This is a genomic window from Mesorhizobium caraganae (assembly GCF_016836705.1).
In the GTDB taxonomy this organism is placed as follows: Bacteria; Pseudomonadota; Alphaproteobacteria; order Rhizobiales; family Rhizobiaceae; genus Mesorhizobium; species Mesorhizobium caraganae.
Window position 1 is genome coordinate 54,052 of sequence record NZ_JAFCGY010000018.1, and the last position, 16,925, is coordinate 70,976.

Annotated in this window: 21 protein-coding genes; 11 read left to right on the forward strand and 10 right to left on the reverse strand. The window is 63.7% G+C overall.

Annotated features, from left to right (window positions below; genetic code table 11):
• Positions 1 to 56: 56 nt before the first annotated feature.
• From JQK88_RS24495 to JQK88_RS24510, 4 genes are all read left to right on the forward strand, one after another.
• On the forward strand, positions 57 to 755 hold the full coding sequence (locus JQK88_RS24495; RefSeq protein ID WP_203279692.1) for a helix-turn-helix transcriptional regulator: 699 nt from the start codon (positions 57 to 59) through the stop codon (positions 753 to 755).
• 91 nt (positions 756 to 846) lie between these two features.
• Positions 847 to 1,227 (forward strand): VOC family protein, encoded by a 381-nt coding sequence (locus JQK88_RS24500; protein ID WP_203279693.1) that lies wholly within the window; start codon positions 847 to 849, stop codon positions 1,225 to 1,227.
• Entirely contained in the window at positions 1,224 to 1,658 is a 435-nt protein-coding gene (locus tag JQK88_RS24505; RefSeq protein ID WP_203279694.1) for an EVE domain-containing protein, read from the forward strand. The genes JQK88_RS24500 and JQK88_RS24505 overlap by 4 nt, the downstream gene beginning before the upstream one ends.
• Before the next feature lie 121 nt (positions 1,659 to 1,779).
• The gene (locus tag JQK88_RS24510) at positions 1,780 to 2,214 is read left to right on the forward strand and encodes a VOC family protein (RefSeq protein WP_203279695.1); all 435 of its coding nucleotides are present in this window, start codon (positions 1,780 to 1,782) and stop codon (positions 2,212 to 2,214) included.
• Here JQK88_RS24510 and lhpI read toward each other — a convergent pair.
• From lhpI to sppA, 4 genes are all read right to left on the reverse strand, one after another.
• Positions 2,204 to 3,169, reverse strand: a complete 966-nt coding sequence (gene lhpI, locus JQK88_RS24515; RefSeq protein WP_192259158.1) for a bifunctional Delta(1)-pyrroline-2-carboxylate/Delta(1)-piperideine-2-carboxylate reductase — start codon at positions 3,167 to 3,169, stop codon at positions 2,204 to 2,206. The genes JQK88_RS24510 and lhpI overlap by 11 nt on opposite strands.
• A 31-nt stretch (positions 3,170 to 3,200) precedes the next feature.
• A complete protein-coding gene (locus tag JQK88_RS24520; RefSeq protein ID WP_203279696.1) occupies positions 3,201 to 3,545 on the reverse strand; it encodes a lipopolysaccharide assembly protein LapA domain-containing protein in 345 nt (114 codons plus the stop codon).
• Positions 3,546 to 3,599: 54 nt separating this feature from the next.
• Positions 3,600 to 3,884 (reverse strand): integration host factor subunit beta, encoded by a 285-nt coding sequence (locus JQK88_RS24525; protein WP_006200394.1) that lies wholly within the window; start codon positions 3,882 to 3,884, stop codon positions 3,600 to 3,602.
• An 80-nt stretch (positions 3,885 to 3,964) separates the two neighbouring features.
• On the reverse strand, positions 3,965 to 4,921 hold the full coding sequence (gene sppA / locus JQK88_RS24530) for a signal peptide peptidase SppA (protein ID WP_203279697.1): 957 nt from the start codon (positions 4,919 to 4,921) through the stop codon (positions 3,965 to 3,967).
• 296 nt (positions 4,922 to 5,217) lie between these two features.
• Here sppA and lptC point away from each other — a divergent pair, with 296 nt between their 5' ends.
• From lptC to ptsN, 6 genes are all read left to right on the forward strand, one after another.
• Entirely contained in the window at positions 5,218 to 5,931 is a 714-nt protein-coding gene (gene lptC / locus JQK88_RS24535) for an LPS export ABC transporter periplasmic protein LptC (RefSeq protein ID WP_192259155.1), read from the forward strand.
• The gene (locus tag JQK88_RS24540) at positions 5,918 to 6,496 is read left to right on the forward strand and encodes an LptA/OstA family protein (protein WP_203279698.1); all 579 of its coding nucleotides are present in this window, start codon (positions 5,918 to 5,920) and stop codon (positions 6,494 to 6,496) included. Before lptC ends, JQK88_RS24540 begins: the two co-directional genes overlap by 14 nt.
• Before the next feature lie 2 nt (positions 6,497 to 6,498).
• Positions 6,499 to 7,317, forward strand: coding sequence for an LPS export ABC transporter ATP-binding protein (gene lptB / locus JQK88_RS24545; protein ID WP_112562685.1), 819 nt, complete (start codon positions 6,499 to 6,501; stop codon positions 7,315 to 7,317).
• A gap of 214 nt (positions 7,318 to 7,531) precedes the next feature.
• Positions 7,532 to 9,058: an RNA polymerase factor sigma-54 gene (gene rpoN / locus JQK88_RS24550; protein WP_192259153.1), complete on the forward strand. Its 1,527-nt coding sequence runs from the start codon at positions 7,532 to 7,534 to the stop codon at positions 9,056 to 9,058.
• A 294-nt stretch (positions 9,059 to 9,352) separates the two neighbouring features.
• Entirely contained in the window at positions 9,353 to 9,937 is a 585-nt protein-coding gene (gene hpf, locus JQK88_RS24555) for a ribosome hibernation-promoting factor, HPF/YfiA family (RefSeq protein WP_192259152.1), read from the forward strand.
• Positions 9,938 to 10,019: 82 nt separating this feature from the next.
• Entirely contained in the window at positions 10,020 to 10,484 is a 465-nt protein-coding gene (gene ptsN, locus JQK88_RS24560) for a PTS IIA-like nitrogen regulatory protein PtsN (protein ID WP_006200387.1), read from the forward strand.
• Between the two features lie 135 nt (positions 10,485 to 10,619).
• On the opposite strand, the gene JQK88_RS24565 is transcribed toward ptsN, so the two are convergent.
• The gene (locus JQK88_RS24565; protein WP_023683072.1) at positions 10,620 to 10,877 is read right to left on the reverse strand and encodes a BQ00720 family protein; all 258 of its coding nucleotides are present in this window, start codon (positions 10,875 to 10,877) and stop codon (positions 10,620 to 10,622) included.
• Between the two features lie 64 nt (positions 10,878 to 10,941).
• Positions 10,942 to 11,367, reverse strand: coding sequence for an Hsp20 family protein (locus JQK88_RS24570; RefSeq protein ID WP_013893014.1), 426 nt, complete (start codon positions 11,365 to 11,367; stop codon positions 10,942 to 10,944).
• Positions 11,368 to 11,511: 144 nt separating this feature from the next.
• Here JQK88_RS24570 and JQK88_RS24575 point away from each other — a divergent pair, with 144 nt between their 5' ends.
• The gene (locus tag JQK88_RS24575; RefSeq protein ID WP_203279699.1) at positions 11,512 to 12,453 is read left to right on the forward strand and encodes a nucleoside hydrolase; all 942 of its coding nucleotides are present in this window, start codon (positions 11,512 to 11,514) and stop codon (positions 12,451 to 12,453) included.
• 203 nt (positions 12,454 to 12,656) lie between these two features.
• On the opposite strand, the gene JQK88_RS24580 is transcribed toward JQK88_RS24575, so the two are convergent.
• The 4 genes from JQK88_RS24580 to JQK88_RS24595 form a co-directional block, all read right to left on the reverse strand.
• The gene (locus JQK88_RS24580) at positions 12,657 to 13,271 is read right to left on the reverse strand and encodes a LysE family translocator (protein WP_203279700.1); all 615 of its coding nucleotides are present in this window, start codon (positions 13,269 to 13,271) and stop codon (positions 12,657 to 12,659) included.
• A 126-nt stretch (positions 13,272 to 13,397) separates the two neighbouring features.
• Entirely contained in the window at positions 13,398 to 14,858 is a 1,461-nt protein-coding gene (locus tag JQK88_RS24585; RefSeq protein WP_192259149.1) for an amidase, read from the reverse strand.
• Complete coding sequence (locus tag JQK88_RS24590) at positions 14,855 to 15,763, reverse strand: ribokinase (RefSeq protein ID WP_203279701.1); 909 nt, start codon at positions 15,761 to 15,763, stop codon at positions 14,855 to 14,857. Before JQK88_RS24590 ends, JQK88_RS24585 begins: the two co-directional genes overlap by 4 nt.
• A 149-nt stretch (positions 15,764 to 15,912) precedes the next feature.
• Positions 15,913 to 16,818 carry a methylated-DNA--[protein]-cysteine S-methyltransferase gene (locus tag JQK88_RS24595; protein ID WP_203279702.1) on the reverse strand — a complete coding sequence of 302 codons (906 nt, stop codon included), beginning with the start codon at positions 16,816 to 16,818 and terminating at the stop codon, positions 15,913 to 15,915.
• Between the last annotated feature and the right edge of the window lie 107 nt (positions 16,819 to 16,925).

The window sequence follows — 16,925 nt, forward strand, 5'->3', positions numbered from 1 at the left end:
ACATACGAATGTCCGAGGTAGTGGACCTCGCCTGAGGAAACAGGCAAATCTGGGCGATGTCCCGTTCCGAACGCCTGCTTGACCTGATCCAGATCCTGCGCCGGCATCGCCGGCCGGTCAGCGGCCGCACGCTTGCCGGCGAGATGAATGTGTCGATCCGCACGCTCTATCGCGACATCGCCACGCTGCAGGGGCAAGGCGCGCCGATCGAGGGCGAGGCTGGGCTGGGCTATGTGCTGAAGCCCGGCTTCATGCTGCCGCCGCTGATGTTCACCGACGAGGAGATCGAGGCCATTGTGCTCGGATCGCGTTGGGTTGCCAGACAACCGGACAAGCGTCTCTCGGCCGCGGCCGCCGACGCGCTGGCCAAGATCGCCGCGGTGCTGCCGGACGATCTGCGCGAGGACCTCGATGCAAACACACTGCTGGTCGGGCCGCGCGGCGATGCCGTCGAAGGTATCGATCTTGGACTTGTTCGCCAGGCGATCCGCAATGAGCGAAAACTCGGCTTTATCTATCGCGACGCCGGTGGCGCCGCTTCGCAGCGCATGGTCTGGCCGTTTGCGATCGGCTTCTTCGACAAGGTGCGGGTGATGGTCGCCTGGTGCGAGACGCGCCAGGATTTCCGCCACTTTCGAGCTGATCGCATGTCCGCTCTCAACGCCACCGACACCCGCTATCCGCGCCGCCGGCAGGCGCTGCTGAAGGAATGGCGCGTGACGTTGGATGCGCCAAAGCGCCAAACTGACGCGTGATGCTTCTTTTTACGAGTTGGCGAATCACTGCTGCCAGAATCTGACAGTGGGGCCGCCTATGCTCCTCCAATCGAAACCCTGGAGAGCAGGCATGACTATCCCTAATTTCGTCATCCTCTATGTCGACAGCCCGGAGCGGAGCGGTGCCTTTTACAGCGCGCTGTTGGGCCGCCAGCCGGTGGAGGCAGCGCCAACCTTTGTGCTGTTCGTGCTCGACAATGGCTTCAAGCTCGGCCTGTGGTCGCGTCACACCGTGGAGCCGTCGGCCGCCGCAGCGGGTGGTGGTGCGGAACTCGTCTTCGCGTCGGACCGGGCTGATGCGGTGGACGTCGCCCATAAGGACTGGGCAGGGCGCGGCCTGGCCATCCTGCAAACACCGACCGACATGGATTTCGGCCGCACCTTCGTTGCGCTCGATCCCGACAACCACCGGCTGCGCGTCTATTGGCTGAACGACGGAGAACAGGGATGAGTGCCCATTGGATTGCGGTGGCTTCCGCCGAGCATGTGCGGCGCGGCCGCGAGGCCGGCTTCATGCAGGTCAATCACGGCAAGGCGGCACCGCTGCGTCGCATCAAGCCCGGTGACGGCATCGTCTACTACTCGCCGACCACAATTCTGCGCGAGAAGGACCACCTGCAGGCCTTCACGGCGATCGGCACCGTGCGCGAAGGCGAACCTTACCAGGGCGACATGGGCGCCGGTTTCACACCGTTTCGTAGGGATGTCGAATGGGCCAAGGCGGACGAAGCGCCGATCAAGCCGCTGCTCGAACAGCTCGACTTCACCAAGGGCAGGTCGAACTGGGGCTACCAGCTGCGCTTCGGCCTGTTCGAAATCACCGCGCATGATTTCTCGCTGATCGCCGAGGCGATGGGCGCCGAAACCACGAAGGCAGCCTAGGTCTTCAGCTCCCCGGATTGGCACGACCATGGTGACAAGGCTGCTGACGCCAAGCTGTCAGCGGTCTTGTGCGACAAGCGCATCGTCACCTGATCCGCCGCGCCTCCCCAAGGAGAATAGTATGGACTTCGTCTCGATCCGCATCATCACCGGCCAGATCAAACCTCTGGTGGCATTCTACGAGACGATCACCGGGCTTAGCGTAACCTGGTTCACCGACGATTTCGCCGAGCTGGCAACGCCCTCCTGCACGCTGGCGATCGGCAGCACACGCACTCTGGCCCTGTTCGGAACGGATGTGGCGCAGCCGGCCGCCAATCGATCAGCGATCATCGAGTTTCGCGTCAGCGACGTCGATGCGGAGTACAGCAGGCTGGCGAAAATCATCGGCGGCTTCGTACAGACCCCGACGACAATGCCATGGGGTAACAGATCGCTGCTGCTGCGCGATCCCGATGGCAATCTGGTGAACTTCTTCACTCCGGTCAGCGCGGAAGCAATCCGGAAATTCGATCGCAAGGCTGGCGCCGTAGCGCCGGCCGACGCTACGGCTTGAGGGCGTTGTAGACGGCAATGCCGGCGGCGAGATCCTCGAGCGCCGCGCCGACAGACTTGAACAGCGTGATCTCACCGGGGCTCTGCCGGCCCTGTTTTTCGCCGCGCGCCAGTTCATGCAGATCGGCGACGATGGCTTCCGGTTTCAACACGCCGGAGGCGAGCGGCTGGACGATGTCACCGGCTTCCTTGGTGGCGCCGGCGCGGGTGTCGACATAGATGCGGGCGCGCGTGATCGCATCGTCATCGCTTTCGCGCATGGTCGGCGTGAAGCCGCCGACCAGATCGACATGCGCGCCCGGTTTCAAGAGCGCGCCCTTGACGAGCGGCGTCGTCGTGATGGTCGCCGATGAGACGATGTCGGCCTGAGCAAGCTCGGCGTCGAGATCGCTAGCGGCTTCAGCGTTGAAACCTTCCTCGCGCAAATCGGCCGCAACCTTTTCGGCATTGGCCGGCGTGCGGTTCCAGATGCGGATGGTCTTGATCGGCCGAACCGCCGAATGCGCCTTGGCCAGGAATGGCGACAGCGCGCCGGCGCCGACCACCAGGAGCCGTGAGGCGTCCTTGCGGGCGAGATAGGAGGCGGCGAGCGCCGAGGCGCAAGCGGTGCGCCACTGCGTCAGCCGCTGGCCGTCGATCAGCGCCTCGGGCTCGCCGGTGGCGCCGTTGAGCAAGAGGTAGAGCCCCATGACAGCCGGCTTGCCGATGGCGTTGTTGTCGGGCGATACGGTTACGATCTTGACGCCGATATGACCGCCCGCCGAGGTACCGGCGGCATGGAAGTCGGTCCAGGCCGGCATCAAAAGCAGCGTCGACGTGGCACCATCGGGCCGCTCGACCGCGTGGTGATGGCGGACGGGCTGCACAGCACCCTCGCGGAAGGCCGCGCGCAATGTCTCGACCAGTCCGGGAAAGCTCAGCGCCTGGTCGACAGCGTCGGCCGAAATGGTCAGCATGCAAAACTCCGCGAAGGTAAAAGCGCCGGCTTCAGGCCGTTGGCTTCGGCAGCGCCGTCCCCGGGGCAGAACCTTGCGGCGCGGCCGGCACGCGGCTGACCGCCTGGCGCAAATTCTCGGCCTCGATGCCGCGCTGGCGCGCCAGCTTGCGGTAGCGGCCCTGCTTGACCCAGGTCGCCAGGCTGCCGACGACCATGCCGATGGCCAGTGCCACGAACAGGAAGATAAACAGCGGCAAGTTCAGTGTCAGCTTCGGATTGCCTGGGTTGAACGGATCGAGCGTGAAGGCGACGAGCTCGCGGTTAGCGACGGCCAGTGCAATCAGGATGACGGCCAGCGGCACGAAGACCACGATAAGCATGAAGCGGTTGAACATAGAGATTCCTTGGGAAAGGCAGGCCTTGAGGAGGCCGACGCGTCAAGTCCGCGCTTATTTGCCGCCGTTCAGCCGTTCACGCAATTCCTTGCCGGTCTTGAAGAACGGCACCCACTTCTCCTCGACCTCGACGGATTCGCCGGTGCGCGGGTTGCGGCCGGTGCGGGCAGGGCGGTTTTTCACCGAAAAAGCGCCAAAGCCGCGCAACTCGACCCGGTTGCCTTCCGCAAGGGCATCAGTGATCTCGTCGAATATCGCCCCCACGATGTTTTCGACGTCGCGCAGGAAAAGATGCGGGTTGCGCGTGGCAATGATCTGCACAAGCTCGGATTTGATCATCAGAAAGGTCCCCGTGAAAGCGCTGCGGTCAAATTATCAGGATGATTTTATTTGTTTTTTTACTCGCCCCAAACGGCAGATCAAGGGTGCCAGACGGAAACGAGACCGTCAAGAAACAAGCGATCGGCGCCGATTTCGTGAAGAACGTCGCTTCCGGTCTCCGACAGACCGAGCGCGCTGCCGACGCTGCGCGCTATTGCTTTCGAGAACAGGAAGCTGCCGCGCCGTTCGGTGTCCTTCCATTCCACCACCTTGAGCTTGTGGTCTACACCCTTGGTCGCCAGCCAGTCGATGGCCACGCTTTCGCCGCCGACGGCGTCGATCAGACCGTTGGCGAGACCCTGGCGGCCGGTGAAGATCGACCCGTCGGCGAGCGCCAATGCCTGGTCGCGGGTCATCTTGCGGCGCTCGGCGACGATGCCGACGAACCAGTCATAGCTGTCGAGGATGAGCTTGCGGACCATGGCGCGCTCGTCTTCATTGGTCGGCTTGAAGGGCGAGGGCGCGGCCTTCAGCGGCGAGGATTTCACCTCTTCGAGCTTGATGCCGACCTTGTCCATCAGGCCGCTGACATCGGGATATTGGATCAGCACGCCGATCGAGCCGACGATCGAGGTCTTACGGGCGACGATGTGGTCGCTGGCGCTGGCGATCATGTAACCGGCCGATGCGGCCAGCGTGCCGACCTCGGCAACCACCGGCTTGTCGGCGGCGAGCTTGCGCACCTCCTCGTAGATCGATTCGCCGCCGACCGTGGTGCCGCCGGGCGAATCGATAGCCAGAATGACGCCCTTGACCTGCGAGGATGTGCGGATGGTTTCCAGTCGCTTGATCAGTTCCTCGTCCTCGGTGATGGTGCCTTCGATCCTGACCTTGGCGATATGGTTGATCGAGGAGCCGCCGAGATCTTCGCCATAGAACCAGCTTGCAAGTGCAATCACCCCGAGCGCCACGATGGCAATGGCGGCGCCGCGCCAGAAGGTCAGCTTGCGCCGCAAGCGGCGGCGGTCGATCAGGTCGTCGGCTCTCAGTGCCATAGTCTGCCTCATAGTCGGTGGGAAGCGATGCTTTTAAAGCAAGCGTCCGCGCCCGGCTACCTCTTCCTCACGGGCCTGCGACGAAGCGACCGCGCCAGTGGCGGCATTTCAGGAAAAAATGACGCGACGCGTTCGTTTCTGCTATGAAGTGCCGAAATTGTGACGCCTGATTTCCGTTTGCAAAAACAACGGCCGTCACATTTTTGCGGTTTTCCTCCGCTTGTGCTTGCTTGCGGGGGCCGGCAACCCACCTATAGCAGGTGTTTTGGCGGGCAAGGGTTTATTAGAAGACAGTCATGCTAGCTCGATCGAACGAACCGACCAACGCCGATGCGGCCTTGGCGCCCACGGCGCCAGCGGGCACGCGCGGGGACGCCTTCGACCGCGCCCAGCGCCATTCGCGCCGCGTGCGCGTGCTGAAATTCGCAGTGCCGGTGCTTGCCGCTGGAATCGCGGTTGCGTTTCCGGTCTATTCCTATCTTGCGGCGCCGGTCTCGGTCTCGATACAGGCCGACGGCACCGCCTTTGCCGACGGCAAGCTGGTGATGGCCAATCCCAAGCTCAACGGCTTCACCAAGCAGAAGCTGCCCTATTCGCTGACGGCGCTGCGCGCCATCCAGGACGTCGGCAAGCAGGACATCATCCAACTCGAAGGCATCCATGCCAAACTGCCGCTGACGGCGGACAATGTGGCGATCGTCGATGCCAAGCGCGGCATCTATAACCGCAACGCCAACACGATGGACATGACCAGCGACGTCACCGTCACCACCACCGACGGCGTCGCTGCCACGTTCAAATCGGTCTTCCTCGACATGGGCAAAGGCTCTATGAAGACAGGTGATCCGGTCGATGTCAGCCGCAACGGCTCGCGGATCACGGCGGGTTCGATGTCGGTCGAAGAAAATGGCAACGTTGTCGTTTTCGAAAATAAGGTAAGCGTTCACATCGATCCGGCCACTATGAAGGCGGCAGAGGCAAAGAGCGGAGAATCGAATGCGTCCCAGTAATTCGGCACGGCTTGTCGCCGCAGCTTCGGCCTTGCTGTTGCTGGGTGTGGCGCCGTCCTGGGCTCAGTCCAGCGCCAGCAGCCAATCCGGGCTCAAACTGTCGGGCGACGAGCCGATCCAGATCGAGAGCGACAAGCTCGAGGTCCGCCAGGCCGACAGCATGGCGCTGTTCAGCGGCAACGTCACCGTGACGCAAGGGCCGACGCTGCTCAAGGCCGGCAGTATGGAAGTCTACTACGTCAAGGACCCCAACGCCGCCAAGGGTGCGGCCGCCGGCGCTTCTGCGATGACAGGTTCGGCCAACATCGATCACCTGGTGGTCAAGAACAAAGTCTACATCAAGTCGAATGACCAGATCGCCACCGGCGACAACGCCACGTTCGACATGAAGACGCAGGTTCTCGTCCTGTCGGGCAATGAAGTCGTGCTGTCCCAAGGCCCGAATGTGCTCAAGGGCTGCAAGCTCACCGTGCAGATGAAAAGCGGCCTGGCTCAGGTCGATGGCTGCGGCGGGCGAGTCATCATGTCGATGACACCGCCGCCGAAATCTGAGGCGCCGAAATAGTAATGACTGGCGTATCTTCGCTGCTGACCCGCCTTCCGGGACGGGCGGCCAGCAAACTTGCTGCACCGGCCACAGTCACCGTCGATTCCGCGAAGTTCAAGGGCACCCTGATCGCCAAGGGTCTGACCAAGAGCTACAAGGGCCGCAAGGTGGTCAGCGGCGTCACCATCGGTGTGCGCGCCGGCGAGGCTGTCGGGCTGCTCGGCCCCAACGGCGCCGGCAAGACCACCTGTTTCTACATGGTCACCGGCCTGGTGCCGGTCGACGAAGGCACGATCGAGATCGACGGTTTCGACGTCACCTCGATGCCGATGTATCGCCGCGCCCGACTCGGCATCGGCTATCTGCCGCAGGAGGCGTCGATCTTCCGCGGCCTCAATGTCGAGCAGAATATTCGCGCCGTGCTCGAGGTGGTCGAGAAGGACCGCAAGGTGCGCGAACGCAATCTCGACGAACTGCTCGAGGAATTCCACATCAGTCATCTGCGCAAGTCGCCGTCCATGTCGCTGTCCGGCGGCGAGCGGCGGCGCCTGGAAATCGCCCGTGCCCTGGCGACACGGCCGGCCTACATGCTGCTCGACGAGCCTTTCGCCGGCATCGACCCGATTGCGGTCGCCGACATCCAGCAGCTGGTGCGCCATCTGACGGCGCGCGGCATCGGCGTGCTCATCACCGACCACAATGTGCGCGAAACGCTCGGCCTCATCGACCGCGCCTACATCATCCATGCCGGCCAGGTGCTGACGCATGGCCGCGCCGACCAGGTGGTGGCAAACCCCGATGTGCGGCGGCTTTATCTCGGCGAGGGTTTCACGCTCTGAGCGTGAAATTTGTTTCCTGAGGCGATTTTTGCCGCCCCGTAGGGCCTTTTTCTCCGATTTTGCGTGAGATAGCGCCCCGGTAGAGGCCTTTTGCCAGCATTTTCCTTGACAAGCAAAAGCTGGGCCAGTTTTTATGGAGGGTCGGAAAAATTCATTTTCCGGCAGCTTCTGATGTGTAGGCTTCCGGGTGCAGAAGGGCGTTTGAAACCGAACCATGGCGCTGGCGGCGAAACTACAGCTACGACAATCCCAGTCGCTGGTGATGACGCCGCAACTGATGCAGTCGATCAGGCTGCTGCAGCTCACCCATATCGAGCTCGACCACTTCATCGACGACGAGATCGAGCGCAATCCGTTGCTGGAGCGCGCCGAGCCCCAGGATGACGCCGCAAGTGACCAGGTGCAGAAGGGCGACGCCGCGCCTGAGCCTGCCGCCGATGGCGACTGGTTCGAGAGCGAGACGGCGTGGAGCGCCGAAGCAATCTCGGACAAGCTCGACAGCTCGCTGGAGAACCTGTTTCCAGACGATCCCGGCACCAGCGAGCGACTCGGTCCCGACCTGACGGCGCAGTGGAAGTCGGCCACCGGCAATGGTTCGTCCGGCTCGTCCGAAGGCTTCGACGTCGGCGACATGGCCGCCGCGGCGATCACGCTGCGTCAGCATGTCGGCGAGCAGATCGCGCTTGCCTTTGCCGATCCGGCTGCAAGGCTGATTGCCGGCGAACTGGCCGATGGCCTGGACGAGGCAGGCTATCTGCGCGCCGATCCCGCCGAGATCGCGAAGCGGCTCGGCGCCGATCAGGCCATGGTGGCCAAGATGCTGGCCGTTTGCCAGACATTCGAGCCGGTCGGCCTGTTTGCGCGCGACCTTGCCGAGTGCCTGTCGCTGCAGCTTGCCGTGCGCGATCGCCTCGATCCGGCGATGAAGACGCTGGTCGGCAACCTTGAACTCCTGGCGCGGCGCGATTTCCAGACGCTGAAGCGGCTTTGCGGGGTCGACGAGGAGGATCTCCTCGACATGTTGGCCGAAATCCGCGCGCTCGACCCGCGCCCGGGCATGGCGTTCTCGGGCGGCACCAGCGACGCCATCGTCGCCGATGTCGAAGTCCGCGCCGCCAATGACGGCAGCTGGACGGTCGAGCTCAACGCCGAGACGCTGCCGCGGGTTCTGGTCGACCACATTTATTTCGCCCAGGTCTCGCCGCAGGCCAAGAACCAGGCGGAGAAGGATTTTTTGGCCGAATGCCTGCAGAACGCCAATTGGCTGACGCGCAGCCTCGACCAGCGGGCAAAGACGATCCTGAAAGTGGCGTCGGAAATCGTGCGCCAGCAGGACGCTTTTCTGGTCCATGGCGTGCGTCATCTCAGGCCGCTCAACCTGCGCACGGTGGCCGATGCCATCGGCATGCACGAATCGACCGTCAGCCGCGTGACGGCCAACAAATACATGCTGACGCCGCGCGGCGTGTTCGAGCTGCGCTATTTCTTCACCGCTTCGATCGCGGCATCGGGCGGTGGCGACGCGCATTCCTCGGAAGCGGTGCGCGACCGCATCAAGCAGCTGATCGACGAGGAAAAGCCCGCAGACGTGCTGTCCGATGACGCCATCGTCGACATGTTGAAAGAAAGCGGCGTCGATATTGCCAGGCGCACCGTGGCCAAATACCGCGAGGGCATGAACATTCCCTCATCGGTGCAGAGGCGGCGCGAGAAGCGCGCTCTGGCCAGCGCCGGGCGCTAGTTCTGCTTGCCCGACACGGCTTTTGCTGTGGCTGGATTTCCACAACTCTAGGCCTTCATTGACAAGCCGCAATGAAGTGTCTAGAAGCCCGCCCGCATGAGACGGGCTGAATTGCCCGCATGCGGATGGTCCGTCACGATGAAGGCCACGGGACGGCCGAGAAGGCGGATTGTGATCAACCGGAAAGTTCGGATCTAAAATCGGCGCGAGTTGACGCCGCAAAGCTTGTGCGCACGGACCACGAGTATAAACTCTGGCCAGTTTGAAGCCTGAGCAAGGAAGGTCAGTTTTCAGATGAAGCTGCGCATATCGGGAAAGCACATGGATATCGGCGATGCGTTTCGTACGCGCATCACCGACCGTGTCGGAGAGGCGATCGGAAAATATTTCGACCGCGGTTTTTCAGGGCATGTCACGGTCATCAAATCGGGTTCGCGTTACTCCGCCGACTGCATGATCAGGCTGGATTCCGGCGCTTCGCTGCAGGCGACCGGGGACGCCCAGGATCCAACGCTTGCCTTCGAGGCGGCTGCGGATCGCCTCGAAACGCGGCTTCGGCGTTACAAGCGCCGGCTGAAATCGCACAATTCAGGCAACGGAAATGGCGAAATCACCGACATCGCCTATACGGTGATGGCGCCGCTTGCCGACGACGACGAGGAGATTCCGGAGGATTTCGCGCCGGCCATCGTCGCCGAATCAACCATGACACTGCAGACCATGTCGGTGGCGTCGGCAGTCATCGAGCTCGACACCAAGGACAGCCCGGTCTTCGTCTTCCGCAACGCCGGAAACGACCACCTCAACATCGTCTATCGGCGGCCGGACGGAAATATCGGCTGGATCGACCCGTCCACGACCAAAGTCGCACAAGGATGACGACAATAGTCGCACAGGGATAAGAACCAGCCGCGCGAGGGGCGAGGACTGGCGACGGCAGGCGAATAAGGGATTTTCAAGCATGGATCTGAGCGATCTTATCAACGTTCCGGCGATCATGCCGGCGTTGAAGGCGAACTCCAAAAAGCAGCTTCTGCAATTGCTGTCCGAGAGAGCGGCGGCGATTTCCGGCATTCCGGAGCGCGAAGTGTTCGACACCATCCTGCAGCGCGAACGGCTGGGCTCCACCGGCGTCGGCAACGGCATCGCCATTCCGCACGGCAAGCTCGCCGGGGTCAAGCGCATCGCCGGCGTCTTTGCCCGGCTGGAAACCCCGGTCGATTTCGAGGCGCTGGACGACCAGCCGGTCGATCTGGTGTTTTTGCTGCTGGCCCCGGAAGGCGCCGGCGCCGATCACCTCAAGGCGCTGTCGCGCATCGCAAGGGTGTTGCGTGACGCCGACACGGTGGCCAAGATCAGGGGCACGCGCGATGCGGTCGCCATCCACGCGCTGCTGTCGGACACGCAGGCCTCGCACGCGGCCTGAAGTCTTTTGGGGATTAAGTCTTCCAGGGGCCGCCAAAGGCGGCCCTTTGCATTTCCGATCCTGACAATCGCCGATTTCTATCGGTCAACCATGATCTTGCCCGAAAACCGGTTCCCACTTTTCGGGATCGTGGTTTTAGTGAATGGCGACAGTGGTCAGGTCGTTTTCCATGGCGCCGGCCAGAGCCCGGTCTTTCGCATCGGAAAGCAGGATCGGCTGGCCGTTGGCGGCAAACAGGGCCCACAAGACCATGCCGGGCGCGATTTCGCCGAGATTGGGGAAGCGACCGAGCAGTTCGTCGCTCGAGACCTTGCGGAGGTAAGCGACCGAGCCTTCGCCGAGATGGGCGAATTCGCCGCTGGTCATGGTGATGGTTTCGTCAGTTCTGGTCATTTCAAGCCTCCTTGGTGCGTGGACGCCGCTCAAGGCCATCCCGCATGAGAGCCATCGGTAAAGATCAGTCTTTCACCGATATATTTATTTTCCGTACCAGCCGTTCGGACTCCGGCCGATCGAGATCGATCGACAAAAGGCCGTTCTTCAGTTCCGCTGCGATCACCCGCATGCCGTCGGCCAGCACGAAACAGCGCTGGAACTGGCGCGCGGCGATGCCGCGGTGGAGGAATTCGCGCTCGGTGTCGTCGGTCTGACGGCCGCGCACGACCAGCTGGTTTTCCTCCGTGGTGACATCGAGATCGCTTTCGGCGAATCCCGCCACAGCGAGCGTAATGCGCAGCCTTTCGGCCTTGCCGTCGGCACCGCTGAGGCGCTCGATGTTGTAGGGAGGATAGCTGTCACCGGATTTCGCCAATCGTTCCAGGGTCTTTTCCATGGCATCGAAACCCAGGAGAAGCGGGCTGGAGAAGGGCGTCATTCGGCTCATGTTACACTGTCCTCTTTGGAGCGACATAAACTGGAAAAACCCGGATGGCATTTTTCCCGATGGTCTTGATATGGTCCGCGCCGCGGCGAAGTTCAAGCCGTCTAAAACCCCCGCCAAAAAGACTCCCCCGCATAAGGAAATGAAATGCCCCAAACCCGCAAGATCATCATCGACACGGATCCCGGCCAGGACGATGCCGTCGCCATATTGCTGGCGCTCGGCAGCGCCGAGCTGGAGATCGTCGGCATCACCGCTGTTGCCGGCAACGTGCCGCTGAAATTGACCGAGAAGAACGCCAGAAAGATCTGCGAACTGGCCGGTCGCCCCGATATCAAGGTCTATGCCGGCGCCATCCGCCCGCTGGCGCGCGAACTCGTCACCGCCGAGGAAGTGCATGGCAAGACCGGCCTCAACGGCCCGCAACTGCCCGACCCGAAGATGAAGCTGCAGCACCAGTATGCGGTCGATTTCATCGTCGAGACGTTGATGAAGGAAGAGGCCGGCACGATCACGCTGTGCGCACTCGGCCCGCTCACCAATGTCGCGCTGGCGCTGATCCGCGAGCCGAAGATCGCGCCGCGCATCAAGGAAATCGTGCTGATGGGCGGCGGTTTCTTCGAGGGCGGTAATGTCACACCGACCGCCGAGTTCAACATCTATGTCGACCCGCAGGCCGCCGACCTGGTGTTCAAATCCGGCATTCCGATCGTCATGATGCCGCTCGACGTTACCCACAAGGCGCTGACCACGGCCAAGCGCACGCAGGCCATCCGCAAGCTCGGCACCAGGGTCGGCACGGCGACGTCCGAGATGCTGGAATTCTTCGAGCGCTTCGACGAGGAGAAATACGGCACCGATGGCGGGCCGCTGCACGACCCCTGCGTCATCGCCTATCTGTTGAAGCCGGAGTTGTTCAATGGGCGCAAGTGCAACGTCATCGTGGAAACGGCCTCCGAGCTCACCATGGGCATGACCGTGATCGACTGGTGGGGTGTGACCAAGCGGCCGAAGAACGCCATGGTGATGCGCGACATCGACCATGACGCCTTTTTCGCGCTGCTGGTGGAGCGGTTGGCGCGGCTTTAGGGGGCTTTTTACCTTCTCCCCTTGTGGGGTCCGAAGGACGGGGCGAGACAAGTGGCTCGCCCCCGGGCGGTGTCGCCGCAGGCGACGGATGAGGGGGGTTCCAGGGAAAGCCAGCGTCTCACTCCGCTGGAACACTCCTCAACCGTCTCGGCGCTATCGCGCCGATCCACCTTCTCCCACAAGGGGAGAAGGAAAAGGCGCCGTTACTTCGCCTTTGAAAACGCCAGCCACAGGCCGCCGCCGACCAAAAAACTGCCGCTGATCCTGGACATCAGCTTGATGCGGCTGGCCGAGAGCAGGCGGCCGGCGCGGCTGGCGGCGAGCGCGTAGGTCGAATCCGAGACGGCGGCGAAGATCATGGCGGTGAGGCCCATGACGACGATCTGCAGCGTGTAGTTGCCCTGAGGGGCGATGAACTGCGGGAAGAAGGCGCCGAAGAAGACCAGCGTCTTGGGGTTGCTCAGCGCCATAGCCAAGCCCTGCAGGAAGAAGCCGCCGCGCGGCTTCCTGGCGGTGCCGTCGGCGTTCAGCGTGCCCTTGGCGCGGAACATCTGCACGCCCATCCATATCAGGTAGGCGGCGCCGATCAGGCGCACCCATTCGAACCAGTGGCCCATGCCCGATATCAGCGTGTTGAGGCCGATGCCGACAATCGCGATCATCACGGCAAGCCCCGCCTGCGTGCCGGCGACATTGGCGAGCCCGGCGCGCGCGCCGTGGCGGATGCCGTTAGCGATGATCAGCGTCACGGTCGGGCCGGGCACCAGGATGATGACGATGCAGGCAAGGACATAGGCGGCGTAGAGTTCCAGCGACATTGGGATTCCTCGGGGATTTCCTCAGGCAGAATGCGCCACGCGCGGGCGCGGCAGGGCCTGATCAATGCACGCCGGCGACGCCGGTGCAAGCCGGCAGGAGAGGTCGCCGGCAGCCGCGGGTTGACATCAGGAGGCTCCGGCCTGCCACGGCAGCGTCGCCTCATAGGCCGCGCCGGCCCTGAGCACGGCGAGATCGCCGCGCGGCCGGCCGATCAGCTGCATGCCCATCGGCCTGCCCGCGGCGTCGAAGCCGACCGGCACGTTGAGCGCCGGACAGCCACCCAGTGTGGCGAAGGCCGAAACCTGCATCCAGCGGTGGTAGCTGTCCATCGCGCGTCCGGCGACCTCCTGCGGCCAGTGGATGCCGACTTCGAAAGGAAAGACCTGCGCCGTCGGCAGCGCGATGAGATCGAAGCGCTCGAACAGCGACAGCAGCGTGCGGTGCCAGGAGGTGCGGACAACCGACGCCGCGCGGACCTGCGGCGCCGTCAGCCGCATGGCGTTCTCTACCTCCCAGACGGCTTCCGGTTTCAGCAGGGCGCGCTTGTGCGGGTCGTCATAATGGACTTTCAGCGCCGAGCCACTGCTCGCCTGGCGCAGCGTTACGAAAGCCTGCCACAGCGCTTCGAAATCGACATCCGGCAGCAAGGGCTCGCTCACGAAGGATGCCTGGGCGAAGCGTCCGAGCCCGGCCTCGCACAGGTCGAGGATGCCGGCTTCGACCGGCAGATGACCGCCGAGATCGCCGAGCCAGCCGATGCGGCCGCCCTTTGCCGGCGTTGCCAACCCTTCGAGGAAGGAGCCAGGCTTGTCCCATGACAGTGGCGCGTGCGGGTGATAGCCCGCCTGCACATCGAGCAGCAGCGCCATGTCACGCACATTACGGCCCATCGGCCCGTCGACGCCCATCTGGGCATGAAAGACCTCGACGTCCGGTCCGCCGGGGACAAGGCCCTGCGACGGGCGGAAGCCATAGACATTGTTCCAGGCGGCCGGATTGCGCAGCGAGCCGCCGAAATCGCTACCGTCGGCGACAGGCACCATGTCCAGCGCAAGCGCGACCGCGGCGCCGCCGCTCGAGCCGCCGGCTGTGAGCGCCGGATCGAACGCGTTCAACGTCGGGCCGAACACGTTGTTATAGGTGTTGGATCCCAGCCCGAATTCGGGAACGTTGGTCTTGCCGATGATGATGGCGCCGGCCTTGCGGATGCGCTCGACGAAGAAATCATCTTCCTGCGGCACGAAATCGGCGAAGATCGGCGAGCCGGAACTGGTTCTTAAGCCGCTGGTCATGGCGAGGTCTTTTATCGCCATCGGCAGGCCGAACAGCGTGCCGGTCGGGCCGCCCTTTGCCAGATGCGCGTCAGCCTCGTCGGCCTCGCGCAGTATGTCGGCGCGCTCGCGCAGCGACACGATGGCGTTGACCAGCGGGTTCACCGCCTCGATACGGTCGAGGAAGGCCGTGACCACCTCGCGCACGGACAGGCGGCGAAGCCTGATCGCCTCGGCAAGGCCGATGGCGGAAAGGCGGCAAATATCGCCGGCCGGCGGCACGGCGTGCTTCGTGGCGGGGCGCATCACTGTCATCCGGCGGCGTTACGCAGGGCGGCATCGACGTCCGCCGCCAGTGGGATCGCCGGCTGGGCGCCGGGCTTCAGGCAGGCCAGGGAGCCCGCTGCCGCGGCGCGGGTGAGAGCCTCTTCGAGCGGCAGGCCCGCCGCCAGCCCGGCTGCGAGGTAGCCGCAAAACGTATCGCCGGCACCAACCGTGTCGACAGGGGTGATCTTCAGCGCCGGCACGGTCATGAAATCGTCCGGCGTCGCCGCCAGCACGCCGTCGCCGCCGAGCGTGACGACGATGGTGCGGCCGGTCTTGCCGGCGAAGTCGCGCATGCGCGCCGGGCGGTCGCGGCCTTTCAGCGACAGCGCCTCGCCGTAAAGGTCGAATTCGGTCTCGTTGGCGACGGCGTAATCGGCCTTGCCGAGAAACGCCGCCGCCTCGGCGCGAAAGGGCGCCGTGTTGAGCACGGTGATGGCGCCGGCGGCGCGGGCGGCGTCAAGCGCGGCATCGACCGTCTGCAGGGGGATTTCGTGCTGCAGCAGGACGACGTCGCCTTTCCCTAGGAAAGCCTTGGCAAGATCGCCCGGCAGCACCGAATCATTGGCGCCCGGTACCACAGCGATGACGTTCTCGCCGTCGGCGGCGACCAGGATCAGCGCCGTGCCGGTGGAGGCGAAGCTCTGGCCAACGCCGGAAAGATCGACCTTGCCCGCGACAAGCAGCGCCTGCGCCTCGGTGGCAAAGTTGTCCTTGCCGACGGCGCCGACCATGCGCACCTTGGCGCCGGCGCGCGCCGCGGCCAGCGCCTGGTTGGCGCCCTTGCCGCCGGGCGCGGTGGTGAAACCGGAGCCGCGGACCGTTTCACCCGGCGAAGGCAAGCGGTCGACATTGGCGATGAGGTCGAGGTTGATCGAGCCGATAACGATGATCAAGAAAATGCCTCCTGCGGGATGCGCGGGAAGCTAACCTGTAAGCCGGCGGCTTGCCAGAGCGTGCGGACATTTTGCGCGATTTCCGAGGGCTCGCAAAACAAAAACGCCGGCGAAGGGTTTTCGCCGGCGTTGTTTGATGCGGGATGTCTTCAGGAAGCGGTCTGACCTGCTTCCCAACCGAGGATGGCGCGTTTGCGCGTCAGACCCCAGTGATAGCCGGTGAGCGCACCGGACTTGCCGATCGCCCGGTGGCATGGGACGACGAAGGACAACGGGTTGGCGCCGACTGCCGCGCCCACCGCCCGGCTCGCCTTCGGCGCGCCGATCCCGGCGGCGATCGAGGAGTAGGTGCAGGCTCTGCCCATCGGGATCCTGAGCAGCGCGTCCCAGACGCGCAGCTGGAAGTCGGTGCCGATCATCACCACCCGCAGCGGCTGGTCGGCGCGCCACAGCGTCGGGTCGAAGATGCGCGCGGCATAGGGCTGGGTGGCGCTCATGTCCTCGACATAGGTCGCGTTCGGCCAACGGCCCGACATGTCGGCGAAGGCTGCCCGCTCGCCGCCCGGATCGTTGAAGGCGAGCCCGGCAAGGCCACGGTCGGTGACCATGATCAGAGCGATGCCGAAGGGCGAGATGTGGTAGCCATAGCGGATGGTCAGCCCGGCGCCGCGCGTCTTGTAGTCGCCCGGCGACATCGCCTCATGGGTGACGAACAGGTCATGCAGCCGGCCGGGGCCGGACATGCCAAGCTCGAACGATGTTTCGAGCAGCGGCATGCCGGAATCGAGCAGCTTGCGCGCATGGTCGAGCGTGACCGCCTGCAGGAAGGCCTTCGGCGACAGGCCGGCCCAGCGGGTGAACAGCTTTTGCAGCCCGGTCGGCGTCTCGCCGACATCGGCTGCCAGAGCCTCAAGCGAGGGCTGGTCGCGGTAGTCGAGGCTGATCTTCTCGATGGCGCGGCGCACGACCTCGTAGTCGCTGCCTTCGGGGGTGATGTCGTTCTGCAGGATCGCTGTCGGTTTCATCCGCGTATTCATGGTCATCTGGGCGTTCATGGCAATATCTCCTTGACCGCGAATATCGTTCTTTCCGCACTCTGCAACCACCCGAAACTTGCCTTGTCGCCGACCGTTCCCAAATAGACACTGCATTGCCAAGCGGG